Source organism: Novosphingobium clariflavum (assembly GCF_026420865.1).
GTDB lineage: Bacteria > Pseudomonadota > Alphaproteobacteria > Sphingomonadales > Sphingomonadaceae > Novosphingobium > Novosphingobium clariflavum.
Window position 1 is genome coordinate 23,390 of the sequence record NZ_JAPCWC010000016.1, and the last position, 13,452, is coordinate 36,841.

At 67.0% G+C, this 13,452-nt stretch carries 19 protein-coding genes; 5 read left to right on the forward strand and 14 right to left on the reverse strand.

The annotated features are described in order from the left end of the window. Positions 1 to 704 precede the first annotated feature (704 nt). Together OKA11_RS17185 and OKA11_RS17190 are read left to right on the forward strand one after the other, a co-directional pair. Positions 705 to 1,928 carry a helix-turn-helix domain-containing protein gene (locus OKA11_RS17185; protein ID WP_267222545.1) on the forward strand — a complete coding sequence of 408 codons (1,224 nt, stop codon included), beginning with the start codon at positions 705 to 707 and terminating at the stop codon, positions 1,926 to 1,928. A gap of 78 nt (positions 1,929 to 2,006) precedes the next feature. After that, the gene (locus OKA11_RS17190) at positions 2,007 to 3,443 is read left to right on the forward strand and encodes a putative bifunctional diguanylate cyclase/phosphodiesterase (protein ID WP_267222547.1); all 1,437 of its coding nucleotides are present in this window, start codon (positions 2,007 to 2,009) and stop codon (positions 3,441 to 3,443) included. Positions 3,444 to 3,532: 89 nt separating this feature from the next. On the opposite strand, the gene OKA11_RS17195 is transcribed toward OKA11_RS17190, so the two are convergent. The 8 genes from OKA11_RS17195 to flgC all read right to left on the reverse strand — a co-directional run bounded on the left by OKA11_RS17195 (position 3,533) and on the right by flgC (position 8,595). Continuing rightward, the gene (locus OKA11_RS17195) at positions 3,533 to 3,955 is read right to left on the reverse strand and encodes a flagellar biosynthesis protein FlgN (RefSeq protein ID WP_267222549.1); all 423 of its coding nucleotides are present in this window, start codon (positions 3,953 to 3,955) and stop codon (positions 3,533 to 3,535) included. After that, complete coding sequence (locus OKA11_RS17200; RefSeq protein ID WP_267222551.1) at positions 3,945 to 4,364, reverse strand: rod-binding protein; 420 nt, start codon at positions 4,362 to 4,364, stop codon at positions 3,945 to 3,947. Before OKA11_RS17200 ends, OKA11_RS17195 begins: the two co-directional genes overlap by 11 nt. A gap of 11 nt (positions 4,365 to 4,375) precedes the next feature. Continuing rightward, positions 4,376 to 5,461 carry a flagellar basal body P-ring protein FlgI gene (locus OKA11_RS17205; protein ID WP_207079935.1) on the reverse strand — a complete coding sequence of 362 codons (1,086 nt, stop codon included), beginning with the start codon at positions 5,459 to 5,461 and terminating at the stop codon, positions 4,376 to 4,378. Positions 5,462 to 5,576: 115 nt separating this feature from the next. After that, complete coding sequence (flhB, locus tag OKA11_RS17210; RefSeq protein WP_267222553.1) at positions 5,577 to 6,689, reverse strand: flagellar biosynthesis protein FlhB; 1,113 nt, start codon at positions 6,687 to 6,689, stop codon at positions 5,577 to 5,579. 4 nt (positions 6,690 to 6,693) lie between these two features. After that, a complete protein-coding gene (gene fliR, locus OKA11_RS17215) occupies positions 6,694 to 7,461 on the reverse strand; it encodes a flagellar biosynthetic protein FliR (protein WP_267222555.1) in 768 nt (255 codons plus the stop codon). An 11-nt stretch (positions 7,462 to 7,472) separates the two neighbouring features. Then, a complete protein-coding gene (locus tag OKA11_RS17220) occupies positions 7,473 to 7,736 on the reverse strand; it encodes a flagellar biosynthetic protein FliQ (RefSeq protein ID WP_142632200.1) in 264 nt (87 codons plus the stop codon). 113 nt (positions 7,737 to 7,849) lie between these two features. After that, a complete protein-coding gene (locus OKA11_RS17225) occupies positions 7,850 to 8,176 on the reverse strand; it encodes a flagellar hook-basal body complex protein FliE (RefSeq protein WP_267222558.1) in 327 nt (108 codons plus the stop codon). Between the two features lie 11 nt (positions 8,177 to 8,187). Next, positions 8,188 to 8,595: a flagellar basal body rod protein FlgC gene (gene flgC / locus OKA11_RS17230; RefSeq protein ID WP_142632198.1), complete on the reverse strand. Its 408-nt coding sequence runs from the start codon at positions 8,593 to 8,595 to the stop codon at positions 8,188 to 8,190. Between the two features lie 117 nt (positions 8,596 to 8,712). Here flgC and OKA11_RS17235 point away from each other — a divergent pair, with 117 nt between their 5' ends. The 3 genes from OKA11_RS17235 to fliP are packed head-to-tail and all read left to right on the forward strand — an operon-like array spanning position 8,713 to position 10,058. Continuing rightward, complete coding sequence (locus OKA11_RS17235; protein ID WP_142632197.1) at positions 8,713 to 8,949, forward strand: FliM/FliN family flagellar motor switch protein; 237 nt, start codon at positions 8,713 to 8,715, stop codon at positions 8,947 to 8,949. A 3-nt stretch (positions 8,950 to 8,952) separates the two neighbouring features. Continuing rightward, positions 8,953 to 9,279 carry a flagellar biosynthetic protein FliO gene (locus tag OKA11_RS17240; protein ID WP_267222563.1) on the forward strand — a complete coding sequence of 109 codons (327 nt, stop codon included), beginning with the start codon at positions 8,953 to 8,955 and terminating at the stop codon, positions 9,277 to 9,279. Beyond that, on the forward strand, positions 9,276 to 10,058 hold the full coding sequence (gene fliP / locus OKA11_RS17245; protein WP_267222565.1) for a flagellar type III secretion system pore protein FliP: 783 nt from the start codon (positions 9,276 to 9,278) through the stop codon (positions 10,056 to 10,058). Before OKA11_RS17240 ends, fliP begins: the two co-directional genes overlap by 4 nt. 17 nt (positions 10,059 to 10,075) lie before the next feature. Here fliP and OKA11_RS17250 read toward each other — a convergent pair whose 3' ends face one another. From OKA11_RS17250 to OKA11_RS17275, 6 genes are all read right to left on the reverse strand, one after another. After that, positions 10,076 to 10,765 carry a PilZ domain-containing protein gene (locus OKA11_RS17250; RefSeq protein ID WP_267222569.1) on the reverse strand — a complete coding sequence of 230 codons (690 nt, stop codon included), beginning with the start codon at positions 10,763 to 10,765 and terminating at the stop codon, positions 10,076 to 10,078. Positions 10,766 to 10,794: 29 nt separating this feature from the next. Beyond that, on the reverse strand, positions 10,795 to 11,232 hold the full coding sequence (locus OKA11_RS17255) for a hypothetical protein (protein WP_323748328.1): 438 nt from the start codon (positions 11,230 to 11,232) through the stop codon (positions 10,795 to 10,797). Positions 11,233 to 11,287: 55 nt separating this feature from the next. Then, positions 11,288 to 12,148 carry a flagellar motor protein MotB gene (locus OKA11_RS17260; protein WP_267222570.1) on the reverse strand — a complete coding sequence of 287 codons (861 nt, stop codon included), beginning with the start codon at positions 12,146 to 12,148 and terminating at the stop codon, positions 11,288 to 11,290. Between the two features lie 11 nt (positions 12,149 to 12,159). After that, the gene (locus OKA11_RS17265; protein ID WP_142637344.1) at positions 12,160 to 12,435 is read right to left on the reverse strand and encodes a hypothetical protein; all 276 of its coding nucleotides are present in this window, start codon (positions 12,433 to 12,435) and stop codon (positions 12,160 to 12,162) included. Between the two features lie 83 nt (positions 12,436 to 12,518). Then, on the reverse strand, positions 12,519 to 13,049 hold the full coding sequence (locus OKA11_RS17270; RefSeq protein WP_267222573.1) for a chemotaxis protein CheD: 531 nt from the start codon (positions 13,047 to 13,049) through the stop codon (positions 12,519 to 12,521). A gap of 5 nt (positions 13,050 to 13,054) precedes the next feature. Next, a complete protein-coding gene (locus OKA11_RS17275; RefSeq protein ID WP_185928663.1) occupies positions 13,055 to 13,444 on the reverse strand; it encodes a response regulator in 390 nt (129 codons plus the stop codon). Between the last annotated feature and the right edge of the window lie 8 nt (positions 13,445 to 13,452).

Below are 13,452 nucleotides of genomic sequence, written 5' to 3' on the forward strand. Positions count from 1 at the left end.
CCGGGCGGGAACAACCTGGGCGCGCTCCCATCGGGAGCACGCCTTCTTTTTTTTCGACGGGATAGTACGTCCAGTCTCACCGCCTTCCGCATGTCCCCGCCGTTCCTGCCGGTTGCGCGGGCCCTGCCCGGCAAGGCACCGGGGCAGACAGGGCCGAAGCGTTCGCGCTGACCGACTTTGCACAAACCGCCCGGCGAGACCTGCGACAATCTGGAAATTTTTATCCTGAAACAATAATTTACAGGAACAAACCGGCTCTTTCAGGCGTTGCCGGATTGAAGGGGAGTTTTCCATAATCCAGGTCGACCCGGCGCGATCGAAAAGCCTCGGCGGCAGCATCCGCGACCTTTTCACGTCACGCGCCCTGCACAGGCCCGGATTGTCGGAAATATTTACAATGGAATAGAATTGGCGGCGTTTCCGTGATGAACGCGCCTATTCGCAGGGGACTTTACCGGAACATGTCAGGAACAATTTAACTGTTAAAAACCTGTAATTGGGTCCGGCCTACGTTTATTCACCTTACAAAGAATCAACGCTTGGCAGTTTTCCTCGCGGACTCTGATCCGGCCCATTTTGGGTCATCGTCCCAAGTATGATATTGACCACCTTAGTGCTTCATGAAACATCTTGGGCATTGCAATGAAACTCGAGCTTCAATGACCGAAAAATCCGTTCGATCTGGCAGGCGGTCCCGGAAGCCGGTGGCAGCTGCCCCCCGGAAAATCGAGATCGACGCCTGGCGTAATCTCGTGTTTCCGAATGAGATCAGGAAATTCCGCAAGCAGCGCAATATAGGCTCGCTGCTCGAACTGGCCGAACAGATCCCGGACCTGACCTATATTCGCCTCTCCAAGATCGAACGCGGCGAAGTCTTTGCGCGCACCGCAGAACTGCGCGCCATTGCCGCCGCACTGCACGTCGCCCCGGCCGACCTGCTGATCGACATCGACAAGCCCGCCTTCGATATCGGCAACTGGGCCGAACCGATTGTCGGCAGCGACCATGTCGACCCCGAGAGCGACCGCATCGCCGTGCTCATCGCCGCCGCCGTGCGCGCCCGCCGCGCCGCCGACGATGCCCTCACCATTTCCGTGCTGGAAGAGGAATACGGGATCGCGCCGGTGATCCTCTCGCGGATCGAGAACGCCCACAAGCCGTTCGACCGCTGGAACGACGATGTCCGCAAAGCGCTGCGCCGCCTGCTCGGAGCCAAGGATGACAGCGCCCTGATCGCCGAGGTTGGCGCGCTTCACGCCGACGGCAAGCTCGACGATATGCTGCCGCTGGTCGCCAACCCCCGCTCGCGCATCGCCAAGACCCGCGCGCGGATCGCCGCCCTGCGCAAGGAACTGGCCGCCACCGGCGATTCTGGCGCGGAAACCGGCGCCGATACCGCGAGCCCGCGCCCTGCCGCCCCGCCGGCGCCGCGCATCGTGCCTGCCCCTTCCCGCGAGCCCATCGAAACCCCCGTACTGGAAGGCCCGGTGCCGGTGCTGGACGCCGCCGCCCCGGCCGCTTTGCCTGCCGCCGAGGCACCCCCGCCCAAAGGGCATTCCACGACCGTGCGGCTGGTGCCGGTCTACGGCTTGGCGCTGCCCGATGGCCTGCTCGCCCGCACGCCCACCGACGCGCTGGTCGAAGCGCCGCGCGGCGCCGGACCGCGCACCTACGGCCTGCGTATCGGTCGCTCGACACTCGGCCCCGGCCTGCCCGGCCGCGCCATCCTGGTGGTGGACCCCGATCGCTTTCCATCCGCCGGCGGCCTCGCCGTCATCGAACAGGACGAGGGCCTGCGGGTCATCGCCATCACCTTCGACCGCCAGGGACAGACGCTCGGATTCAGCCTCAATCCCGACATCGAAGTGGCGCTGGATGCCGTCGACCCCGCTCGCGTGGCCTCCGTGCTTTCCGCAATATTCGAGTAGGCATCTAATTTTTCTACATTTTTATCGGATCGGCGTCCTTCTCCCATATAATGGAAGAAGGAGAGCAACGGTTCGAAAATGCACAAGGCGGGCCCGCCCCATTCGAAATCGAAACGTACCGGCAGGCTGCGCAGCCCCGGTCATCGCCAGCCCCCGCCTATCGAACTGGAAGCCCGCACCCCGCCCCTGCGCGCGGTAGACCGGCTGATCCGCGCCCTGCGCGAACGCACGGAGCGCCCCCCCGCCCAGTCTTCCGCCCAGTCTCCGCCACAGTCTCCCGCCCAATCTCCGGCATTGGCCCTTCTGCTGCTGGACCTGGACCGCTTCAAGCTGGTCAACGACTTGTGCGGCCACCACGCCGGCGACCTGGTCCTTTCCATCGTTTCGGATCGCTATGCCCGCGCCGCGGCGAAGTCCGGAGGCGCGCTCGCCCACATCGGCGGCGACGAATTCGCCTGCCTGGTGCCGCTCGTCAGCGATGGCGGGGCCAGCGACGAGTGCCGCGCCGAGGCGGTGGCCAGCGACCTTCAGGACATCCTGGCCGCCCCCATCGTGCTGGGCCGGCACATGATCCACCTGACAGCCGCGATCGGCATTGCCATCGACCCTTGCGGCGATGTCCCGGCCGAGCAACTGCTGCGCGCCGCCTCGATCGCGGTGTCGCGCGCCAAGGCGGCGGGCGGCGCCACGGTGCGGCGCTTCATGCCCGAGATGCTGGCCCGCCTCACCGACCGTGCGGCACTGGAAGAAGCCCTGCGCTCGAGCCTGCTGCGCGGCGAACTGGTGCCCTACTACCAGCCTATCGTCGCGCTCCCCTCCCGCACCATCGCCCGCTTCGAACTGCTGGCACGCTGGCAGCACCCGCAGCGCGGCCTGCTGGGGCCGGACCAGTTCCTGCCGGTCAGCGAAGACCTCCATCTGATCGACGACCTGATGTTCTCCCTGCTGCGCCAGGCCTGCCGCGACGCCCGTGATTGGCCCGACAGCATAGGCCTGGCGATCAACATGTCGCCCCGCCAGGTCTGCGACCCGGCCCTGGCCGACCACCTCCTGCAGATCGCCTTCGCCAGCGCCTTTCCGCCCGAACGCCTGACCGTCGAGATCACCGAGGACGCCATGGTGCACAGCCTGGCCGATGCCCGCGCCACCATCGAGACCCTGCGCGGCGCCGGGGTCCATGTCGCGCTCGACGATTTCGGAACCGGCTACGGCAGCCTTGCCCGGCTGTGCGAACTGACGCTCGACACCCTGAAGATCGACCGCACGCTGATCCAGGCGATCGACCGCGATGCCGGGCGCAAGCTGGTCAACACCGTGATCGACCTTGGCCGCAGCCTTGGCATGCCGGTAACCGCGGAGGGCGTCGAGACCGAGCAGCAGGCGCAGTTCCTGATCGAACGCGGCTGCGCCTACGCACAGGGCTTCCTGTTCGGCCGTCCCGCCCCGGCCCGGGAAGCGGCCCGCATCGCAGGCCTCGGCGCAGGTCTCGGCGGGGGCCTCGGCGCGCCGCGATAGTCCTTGCCCCGCCGGAGACATGAAAAAGGGTGGAGCGCCTGCCGGCGCCCCACCCTTTTTCATGCCTTCCGCCCTCACGGACAGCCGCGTCAGTATTCGCCGTTGAACGAGATCGGCGTCGCCGCATCGATCCTGGCCATGTCGCCGCTGGCGCCGTACGTGTAGGAACGCTTGCCGGTCAGCCGCTTGGCCTCGTCGGCAATCGCCGTCATCATCTCCATCGAGAGTTCGATCTGGCGCTCCAGCACGGCCGCATTGGCCAGCGAGGCCACGCGCAGTTCACCCAGGCAATCGGCGAGCCGCTCGCGGGTTTCCGCGTCCATCCGCTCGGTCCACGCGGGCTCGCGGCGGTTGCGGCGGGCCAGCGTCTCTTCCAGCTGCGCCACCAGCCGCGCCTTGGCCGAGGCCAGCGAGGCGAGATCTAGCACGCGCTCACGCCGCTCCAGCCGCTCGGTCTCTTCCCGCATGACCAGCGAAAGCGAGGTCATGATCTCGATCATCTCATTCGGCACTGCCCGTATCCCCTTGCTCGCTGGCCGCCAGGGCGGCCGCAGCCTGTGTCGCACCACTTTGAACATTGCCTTGCGGGCCTGTGCCCACCGCCGACGCCTTCGAAGCCGCCGCGGTTCCGCCCTGCATGCGGATGATCTGCGCCTCGACGGCAGACGCGATGCCCAGGCCCTTGCCCTGGGCGATCCGGTTGCCGATCTGCTCGGCCATCATGCCGCGGAACATTTCCTCGCCGTGGCCGCCGCCGAACTGGTCGTCGACTTCGACGGTCTCCAGCATGATCTTGGCGACCTGCCCGGCGAATACCGCCTCGAACTGGCGCGCAACGCCGGCGGGCGACTTGTCCGGCGTCGTCTGGATCTGCCGCGCCGGAGTAGACGCGATCGAAGCCGCAATCGTCGTGTCGGTCATCCTGCCGCTCCTTACTGAACCGTGATTTCCGCCTGAAGCGCCCCGGCGCTCTTGAGCGCCTGGAGAATGGTGATGAGATCGCGCGGGCTGACGCCGAGCGCGTTGAGCCCGGACACCAGCGTCTGCAGCGAGGTGCCCTGCGTCAGCAGCGCCAGCGACGCGCCGCTGCCGTCATCCGCCTGGATCCGCGTGCGCGGCACCGTGGTGGTCTGCCCGTTCGAGAGCGGCCCCGGCTGCGAGACGACCGGCGTTTCGGTCACGCTGATGGTCAGGCCGCCCTGGGCGATCGCCACCGGGCTGACCCGCACGTCCGCGCCCATGACCACGGTTCCTGCGGCCTCGTTGATGACGATGCGCGCGGGCTGGTCGACCGGGACGGTGAGGTTCTCGATCCGGGTGACCATCTCGATCACGTTGCCGCCGCGCGGGGTGATCTGCACGGTCGCCGGGTCGAGCACTTCGGCCATGCCGGTGCCTTCGCCGTTGATCCGCGCGGCAATCCGCTGCGCGGTCGTGAAGTCGGGATTCTTGAGCGCCAGCTTGAGGTTCTGGGCCGAGCGCAAGTCATAAGGCACTTCGCGTTCGATGATGCCGCCGCCCGCGATCCGCGCGGTGGTCATCACCCCGCGGCTGATCCTTGCCGCCGCGCCCTGCGCCTTGAAGCCCGAGACCGCCACCGGCCCTTGCGCCACCGCATAGATCTCGCCGTCGAGCGCGCGCAGCGAGGAGACCAGCAGGATGCCGCCCTGAAGGCTGGAGGCATCGCCCATGGCCGAGACCTGCACGTCGATGGTCGACCCCGCGCGCGCGAATGGCGGCATCGTCGCGGTCACCGAGACGGCCGCGACGTTCTGCGTCAGCATCTGGTCGCCGCGAATGTTCACGCCCATGCGTTCCAGCATCGCCTGGAGCGTCTCTTCGGTGAACGGCACATTGCGGATGCGGTCGCCGGTGCCCTGGAGGCCGACGACGAGGCCGTAGCCCACGAGCTGGTTCGGACGCACGTTCTCGACATCGACGATGTCCTTGATGCGTGGTTGCGGGTCCGCGAAGGCGGTGCCCGGCACGGTGAGCGCAAGCACGCTCGCCGCCGCCATCGTCAGGGCGGCAAGCGAGGGGCGCTTCCTCGATTTCAGGGACATCTTCATCACAGTCCTTATAGGAAAATGGAGGGGACCGAAGGGGACGGCCGGCAGCCTTTTTGCCGGGCAATCATGGTATCGCGATCCGCGCGCCGCCGCCCGCGCCACCCCCTGCGCTACCCTTGCGGCGGGCGAGGCGCATGACGTAGCCGATGATCTCGGCGACGGCGGCGTAGTGTTCGATGGGGATCGGCCGGTCGATCTCGGCCGAGGCGAACAGCGCGCGCGCCAGCGGCGGGCTCTCGACGATCGGCACGTTGGCCTCGGCTGCGATCTCGCGGATCCTGAGCGCGATGGCATCGACGCCCTTGGCTACCACCAGCGGTGCCGCCATCTGGCCATGGTCGTACTTGAGCGCGACCGCGTAGTGGGTCGGATTGGTGACGATCACGCTGGCGGTGGGCACGGCCGCCATCATCCGGCTGCGCGCACGCTGCATCTGGATCTGGCGGATCTTCCCCTTGATCTTGGGGTCACCCTCGCTCTGCTTGTACTCGTCCTTCACTTCCTGGCGGCTCATGCGCATGCGCTGCATGAAAGCGCGGTGCTGATAGAAATAGTCGGCCAGCGCCAGCACCCCGACCGACATCGCCGCCGCGCGCACCGCCTCGAACACCAGCGACCCGGCCGCATGGGCCAGCGCGCCGGGGGCATAGCCGACCAGCAGGTCGAGCCCGACCATGCGCGGCCTCAGCACGGTAAATACGACCGTCGCGATGCCGAGGAACTTGGCCAGCGTCTTGGCAAACTCGACGAACGCGCGCTTGCCGTAGATCCGGCCCAGCCCGGCGACGGGATTGAACTTGGACCACTTGGGCGCCAGCCGGGTCCAGCTGATGACAAAGCGGCCCTGCAGGAAGCCGATGGCCAGGGCGCAGGCGATCAGCACGCCGAAGACCGGCAGCAGCGACAGCACGAAATGCTCGGCAAGGCCGGTCATCAGGTTCTGGGTGCCGCGCGGATCGAGGCGGAAATCCTCGGCGTTGCCCCAGAGCCGCACCAGCATCGGCGAGAGCGCGGCAAAGGCGCTGGCGCCCAGCCCGCCGGTCACGATCAGCGCGCCCGAGAGCATCGCGGCGTGGCGCATCTCGCTCGAACTGGCGACCTGCCCCTTGTTCGCCGCGTCCTCGAGACGCTTGGAAGTGGGCTGTTCGGTCTTCTGGTCCTTGTCGGTCTCGGCCATGGGATCAGAAACTCCAGCCGGACTGCATGAAGCTGGTCATGGCGGCGGCAAAGGCGGTGAGGATGCTGCCCATGACCACGCTCACCACGGCCAGGCCAAGCATGAGGTTGAGCGGCTGGGTGATGAAAAAGACCTGGATCTGCGGCGCCACGCGCGCGGCCAGCCCCAGCCCGAGATTGAACAGCGCGCCGTAGAGGATCAGCGGCGCCGCAAGGCTCACCCCCAGCGCCAGCGCCTGCCCGGTCACGTGCACCGCCAGCTGCGCGAAGTCGGCCACCGGCGGCATGCCGCCGACCGGGAAGATCGTGTAGGACTGGACCATGCCGGCGATCCACAAGTGATGCACCCCCAGCGCCATGCAGACGATCACCGCCGCGATCCCGAACAGACGGGCCAGCAGCGGCGACTGGCCGCCCAACGAGGGGTCGGCTACCAGCGCCGAGGACAGGCCGATCTGCTGCGTCACCATCGACCCGGCAATGGCGACCGCGCTGAACAGGATCTTGATGATCGTCCCGAAGGCGAGGCCGACCAGCATCTCGGTGAACGTCATCATCGCCAGGTCACCGCCCTGCACCAGCGGGGCGACGCGCGGGGCGAGCAGGCCGTAAAGGCCCACCGTCATGCCCAGCGCCATCATCAGCCGGATCTGCGCCGGCACCGATTCCTCGGAAAAGGCGGGCAGCAGCATGATCACCGCGCCGATCCGGGTGAACAGCACCAGGAACGTCGCCGCATCGACCGGCAGCGCGGCCAGGATCGCGGTGTCCATCGAACCCGCGCCTAACCGGCGATGATGATGTCGGAAATGCGCTCCATGAAATTGGACAGCGCATGGCCGATCATCGGCAGCGAGAGCAGCAGGACGACCCCCAGCACCAGCAGCTTGGGCACGAAAGTGAGCGTCATTTCCTGCACTTGCGTCAGGGCCTGAAGCAGGCCGACCAGCACGCCGACGATCAGCGAGGCGATCAGCATCGGCCCGACGATCGTCAGGACCAGCACCAGCGCCGAACGCGCCAGCTCGATGGCGGAAGCGGAGTCCATGACACTCTATCCTTTGCGCGTGACGGCCCGGACCAGTGGTTCGATTCTGACATCGGCAGGCCCATCCCATCCGCGCGCGGGCGGCGGGGGGGGCAAATGTCGGAATCACTCCACTAGATCTGCATCCGCATGATTTCGGAATAGGCGCTGACCACGCGGTCGCGCACCGAAACCACGGTGTCGAGCGCGGTCTCGGCAGCGCCGATGGCGGTGACGACGTCGATCAGGTCACCCTTGCCGGCCACCTGCTTGGCGCTTTCGCTTTCGGCCGTGTGGAGCGCGGTGGCGGCGTCGCCGACCATCGATTCGATCATCGAACCGAAGCTGGAACCGTTACCGGCGACAGGCGACGAAGCATCGTCGGCGGTGCCGAACGAAGGCGCAGTGGTCTTGAGCGCGCGGCCATAGGCGGACGCGGCGTCGAGGGCTCCGATAGCCATGGGTCAGATCCTTACTTGAGCAGGTCGATCGTGCGCATGGTCATGCCGCGCGCGGATTCGATGGCATTGAGGTTGGCTTCGTAGGAACGCTGCGCGGCCTTCATGTCGGCCGCCTCGATCAGCGGATTGACGTTGGGCTGCTCGATATAGCCCTGTGCATCGGCAGCCGGACTGCCCGGCTGGTAGACGCGGGTGAACTGGCTCTGGTCGCCGTCGATCGACTTGACCGACACCTTGGTCGCGCCGGTCGCGCGGTCGACTTCCGCCGCGAAAGTCGAGACGCGGCGGCGGTAGGGATCGCCGCCTGCCGTGGTCGCCACGGAATCCGAGTTGGCAAGGTTCTCCGCGATCACGCGCATGCGCAGCGACTGCGCACGCAGGCCCGATGCCGAAACCGCGATCGAATTATCCAATTCCATAAAGGTAGGTTCCCCCTCTGCTCGATGCAGCAGACAGGTTCCTTATAGGCATTTTTTGCCTAGTTCGGATCACTCCTATATTTTATTTCCTATAACGAGGGCGAAAGGAAACTCCCGATGTCCGTCCTCGAAGGCATTCCCATCGACCTGTCGATCGTGCTGGGTTCGACCAGCATTCCCATCCGCCAGGTGCTCAACATGAGCCGCGGCGCGATGATCCCGCTCGATTGCGGGCACAACGATCCAACCCGCGTCTACGTGAACGACGAATTGGTGGCCGAAGGCAAGATCCTGGTGAACGGCGAGCACATGTCGCTCGAGATCACCAAGGTCGTGCAGCGCGGCGAGAGCTGAGCGATGGAGTTCCTCGCCGTGCTGCGCACCCTGGGTGCGCTGGCCGTGGTGCTCGGTCTGCTGGTCGGCGCGCTCTGGGTGGTGCGCCGCTACGACTTGCGCATGCCGCAGAAATGGCTGGCCCGGCTGGGCGACCGGCTGGGCGATCGCACCGCGGTGCGCCGCCTCGAACTGGTCGAGCGGCTGGCCATCGACCCGCGCCGCTCGGTCGTGATGATCCGCAGCGACAACAAGGACATCAGCCTGCTGATCGCGCCCGAAGGCGTGGTCCTGCTGGACAGCGCCCCCATCGCCGCGCCCCCCGCCCTCATCAAGGACACCGCAGAATGAGCCCCGTCAACACCAGGCGCCTCGCGCTTGCCGCAGCGCTGGGCGGAGCGGCGCTGCTGGCGCTCGCCCCCGATCTCGCCATGGCCAAGGCGGCGGCGGCCGCGCCCGACGCGCTCGGCGGCCTTGGCAGCGCAGGCGGCGGCGCGGTATCCGGCCGCGTGATCCAGCTCGTGCTGATGATGACGGTGCTCAGCCTTGCGCCCGGCATCCTGATGACGATCACCTCGTTCACCCGTATCGTCTGCGCGCTCTCGCTGCTGCGTTCGGGGCTCGGCGTGCAGGGCGTGCCGCCCAACCCGGTGGTCATCAGCCTCGCGCTGTTCCTCAGCTTCTTTGTCATGGCGCCGACCTTCGACACCGCCTGGAAGGAAGCCATGGTCCCCTACAACCAGGGCCGGATCAACGAGACCCAGGCGCTCGATGCCGCATCGAAGCCGTTTCACGCTTTCATGCTCAAGCAAGTGCGCGACGAGGACGTGAAGCTGTTCGTCTCGCTCTCCGGCAAGGTTCCCGCCTCGCGCGAGGCGATCCCGATGTCGACGCTGATGCCCGCCTTCATGATCTCGGAACTGCGCCGCGCCTTCGAGATCGGCTTCCTGCTGCTGCTGCCGTTCCTGGTCATCGACCTTGCCGTGGCCGCCGTGCTGATGGCGATGGGCATGATGATGCTGCCGCCTGCGACCGTCTCGCTGCCGATGAAGATCATCTTCTTCGTGCTGGTCGACGGCTGGGCCCTGGTGGCGGGATCGCTGGTCAAGAGTTTCGGAGGGCCGGGGTGAGCCGGACCCTCGGGGCCTCAGACCTGGTTGGCAAAACGCGCCCGCGCGTCGAGCAGCCATGGCCCCAGATCGGCAAAGGCGATCGGCTCGAGGAACACCAGCCCGCAGGCATTGTTGCCCACCCAGCGCACGGCGGCCTCGCGCTCGCCAAGGCCGGGGATCGAAATGCCGAGCAACTGGTCGCGCGGCATCGCATTGGCCACGGTAAGCCGCGCGCCGCCCTGCGAGATGTCGACCAGACGCGCGGGATGGCGATAGCCGGTCACCAGCAGCGCCGCCGGACAATCGGCGGTGAAGCGGGGACCGCGCGCCACCCCCTCGGCGCCGCTGCGCATCGCCGCATGGGCCAGCAGTTCGGGCACATCGACCGGGTGGTCGAAGGCGACGCCGATGCGCCCTGCGCGGTTCCAGCGCACGGTACCGTTCAGGGTATCGCCAGCCTTGAGCGTGACTTCGACCGCCTCCTCGACGAGGAAGCTGCCGTGGACTTCGGCCATCATCCCGGTCGCCGAGATGTTGCGCACGCGGCACAGCGTCTCGCGGTCCTGCGCGGCGAGCTTGCCGATCAGCAGGATCGTGGTGACGCGCGGCGCACGCGGCTGCAGTCCGCGCAAGGGTTCGTCCGCGCCTCCCTCGGCAGCAAATTCGGAATCGTCGAGGAAAGCGTCGAGGGCGCGTTCGGAGCGCGACGATGGCGGCAACGACATGGGCAGGTGGTCCTTGCGGGGGCTTGGTATCAGATCGGCGCGGCCTGGGTGATCACCGCGCGCTGCACGTAATCGGGCCCGTAGACCTCGCGCGCGGCGTCCATCACCAGGCGGCGGAACGTTTCCAGATTGGGGATCATGCCATCGCGCCCGCTGGCGAGCGGCTGGCGGTAGCTGCGCATGTTGACCGCGTTGAGCAGGACCGGCAGCTGCGCGGTCACTTGCGCCGCGCTGCCCTTGGGCACTTCCAGCTGGCATTCGAACGAGACATAGCCCGACAACCGCCCGTCCGCGAACGTCAGCGGCGCCAGGATCGTGCCGGTGGGCACGAATTCGGTCTCTGCCGGGCGCTTGGGCGCGTGCGGCAGGAACTGCGGCGCATACGTGACGACGGCATAGGCTCCGCCCCCGCCGATCGCGCAGCCGCCGACAAGCGCGGCGACGCCGATCATGATCTTTCGGATCACGTTATGCTCCCGATTGGCAAATTCATGGATGACATCATTGGAAAGCCCGCCCCGGTCAGAAGCGGAAGCTGGCGTCTTGCGGCAGCGCCGAGGGCTGCGCCATGACGACGATGGTGATGCGGCGGTTCTCGGGCCGGTCGGGCCGGTCGGGATAGACCGGCTCGGTCGCGGCCTTGGCCACCACTTCGGCAAACCGGTCGGTCGGCAGCCCCGCCTCGACCATCGCCGCACGCGCCGCCAGCGCGCGCTGGGCCGAGAGCATCCAGTTAGCATCGCTCTGGCCGCCGGTGGAATCGGTGTGTCCCTCGATCGCCACTTGCGCGCCGGTGCCGGCAAGCTTGCGCGCGACCCTGGCGAGGAGATCCCGCGCATAGGGATTGAGCTGGGCGGTCCCGCCCTTGAACATCGAGCGCTCGGCACTGTCGACGAGGTGGATGCGCAGTCCCTCGCGGGTTTCCTCGACATCGAGGTTGCGCTTGCCCTGGGCGGTGTCGATCGGCGGTTCGATCTGCAGCTGCAATTGCTGCGCCATGATCCTGAGCGCCGCTTCGGGCACATCGGCGGTGCCGCCGCGCGCCGCGCCCTTGACGCCGGATTCGGCGGAAGGCTCGCCCACCGCCTTCACGTCCTCGGCCTGGGCCTTGCGGGTATGGCCGCCAAGGCCCGGCTGCGGACCGGGGGTCTGGGTCAGCGCGGTCGGCACCGCATCGCGGTCGGCCGCTGGCGAGAAGTATTCGGCCAGCCCCTTGAGCTGCTGCTTGTCCGGGTTGGCGAGCAGCCAGAGCAGCATGAAGAAGGCCATCATCGCAGTCACGAAGTCGGCATAGGCCACCTTCCACGCACCGCCGTGGTGCGCGCCGTGCGCCTTCTTCCTGACCTTGCGGATGATGATCGTCGCATCGCCGTTGCCCGCCACCGAAGCTCTCCTCAGTCGAGCGCGGCGCGCAGGCGCGCCTGCATGACGTTGAGCCGAACCTGCCCCAGTGCCTCGCCGATCGCCGAACCGCCCGCCATCCGGTCGAGCAGGTCCGCGGTCTCGTCGACGTGCTGGACAATGAGGTCGAAGGCCTGGAGCTGGTCGAGGTAATCGGCCACGAAGCGTTCGTCGGAAACCAGCACGCCGGCGAGTTGCTCCAGCAATTCGCGGGCGACGCGCATTTCCCCGGCGATCGCCTGGCACAGCGCGGCCCCGTAGCTTTCCATGGTGCCACCGCTATCCAATTGTATCGTCACTGTGTCGCTTCCCCTGTGTTCATTATGGCTCGCACCGCCCCTGACCTCGACGGTCAGAACAGTTCGAGTTCGCCGGTATGCTGCGGCGCGGCGACCGGCGCCGGCCGGACGATCGGCGGCAGGGGCTGGTCCTTGACCAGCATCGACCGCACACGCCCTTCGAAAGGCATGAATTCCACCTTGCGCGCCTGGGTGCCGCCGAGATCGCAGTGATCGACGGGAATGCCCTCGGTGCGCAGGAAATTGCGGGCGAACTCGCCGTTCTTGGTGCCGATGCCGCCAAGCCCGGCGACGATGTTCGCGCCGCCGTAAAGGTGTCCCCGCAGGCGGGAGCGCTGGGCCCCGCGCTGCATCAGCGCGTTGATCAGCAGTTCCATCGCGTGGACGCCGTAACGCTGCATTTCCGCCGGCGTGACCGGGCTGTCGCTACCCGGTTCACCCAGCAGGAAATGGTTCATCCCGCCCACGCGCGCCACCGGATCCTGGATGCAGGCGGCCACGCACGAGCCCAGCAGGGTGGAAATCACCACCCCGCCCTGCACGGCGACATGATATTCGCCCTGGACGATGGGAACGCGGCGCATGGCGGTCAGACCAGCTCCCCGAAGACGCGCTCGATCTTTTCCTTGAGCGCGGCCGGGGCAAACGGCTTGACCACGTAGTTGTTGACGCCGAGCGCCGCCGCCTTCTGGACGACTTCCTTGTCGGCCGAACCGGTGAGCATGATGAACACGGTCTTGCCGATCACGTCATCCTTGCGCACCGCCTCGAGAAACTCGAGGCCGTCCATCTCGGGCATGTTGTAGTCCGAGATGATCAGATGCACCCGGTCCGACTTGACCGCGGCAAGCGCTTCGGTTGCCGAGCCCTTGTCGCGAATGTCCTTGAAACCCAGATCCTGCAGAGCGCGACGGATCATCGCGCGCATGCTCGTCTGGTCGTCGACCACCATTACCTTGATTGCAGCCGCTGCCGGCATGAGACCCG

Coding starts and splice junctions, on each gene's coding strand:
- OKA11_RS17190 (WP_267222547.1), top strand. CDS start 2,007: ATGCACAAGGCGGGCCCGCCCCATTCGAAATCGAAACGTACCGGCAGG.
- OKA11_RS17200 (WP_267222551.1), bottom strand. CDS start 4,364: ATGACCGACACGACGATTGCGGCTTCGATCGCGTCTACTCCGGCGCGG.
- OKA11_RS17205 (WP_207079935.1), bottom strand. CDS start 5,461: ATGGCGGCGGCGAGCGTGCTTGCGCTCACCGTGCCGGGCACCGCCTTC.
- flhB (WP_267222553.1), bottom strand. CDS start 6,689: ATGGCCGAGACCGACAAGGACCAGAAGACCGAACAGCCCACTTCCAAG.
- fliR (WP_267222555.1), bottom strand. CDS start 7,461: ATGGACACCGCGATCCTGGCCGCGCTGCCGGTCGATGCGGCGACGTTC.
- OKA11_RS17220 (WP_142632200.1), bottom strand. CDS start 7,736: ATGGACTCCGCTTCCGCCATCGAGCTGGCGCGTTCGGCGCTGGTGCTG.
- OKA11_RS17225 (WP_267222558.1), bottom strand. CDS start 8,176: ATGGCTATCGGAGCCCTCGACGCCGCGTCCGCCTATGGCCGCGCGCTC.
- flgC (WP_142632198.1), bottom strand. CDS start 8,595: ATGGAATTGGATAATTCGATCGCGGTTTCGGCATCGGGCCTGCGTGCG.
- OKA11_RS17235 (WP_142632197.1), top strand. CDS start 8,713: ATGTCCGTCCTCGAAGGCATTCCCATCGACCTGTCGATCGTGCTGGGT.
- OKA11_RS17240 (WP_267222563.1), top strand. CDS start 8,953: ATGGAGTTCCTCGCCGTGCTGCGCACCCTGGGTGCGCTGGCCGTGGTG.
- fliP (WP_267222565.1), top strand. CDS start 9,276: ATGAGCCCCGTCAACACCAGGCGCCTCGCGCTTGCCGCAGCGCTGGGC.
- OKA11_RS17250 (WP_267222569.1), bottom strand. CDS start 10,765: ATGTCGTTGCCGCCATCGTCGCGCTCCGAACGCGCCCTCGACGCTTTC.
- OKA11_RS17265 (WP_142637344.1), bottom strand. CDS start 12,435: ATGGAAAGCTACGGGGCCGCGCTGTGCCAGGCGATCGCCGGGGAAATG.
- OKA11_RS17270 (WP_267222573.1), bottom strand. CDS start 13,049: ATGCGCCGCGTTCCCATCGTCCAGGGCGAATATCATGTCGCCGTGCAG.
- OKA11_RS17275 (WP_185928663.1), bottom strand. CDS start 13,444: ATGCCGGCAGCGGCTGCAATCAAGGTAATGGTGGTCGACGACCAGACG.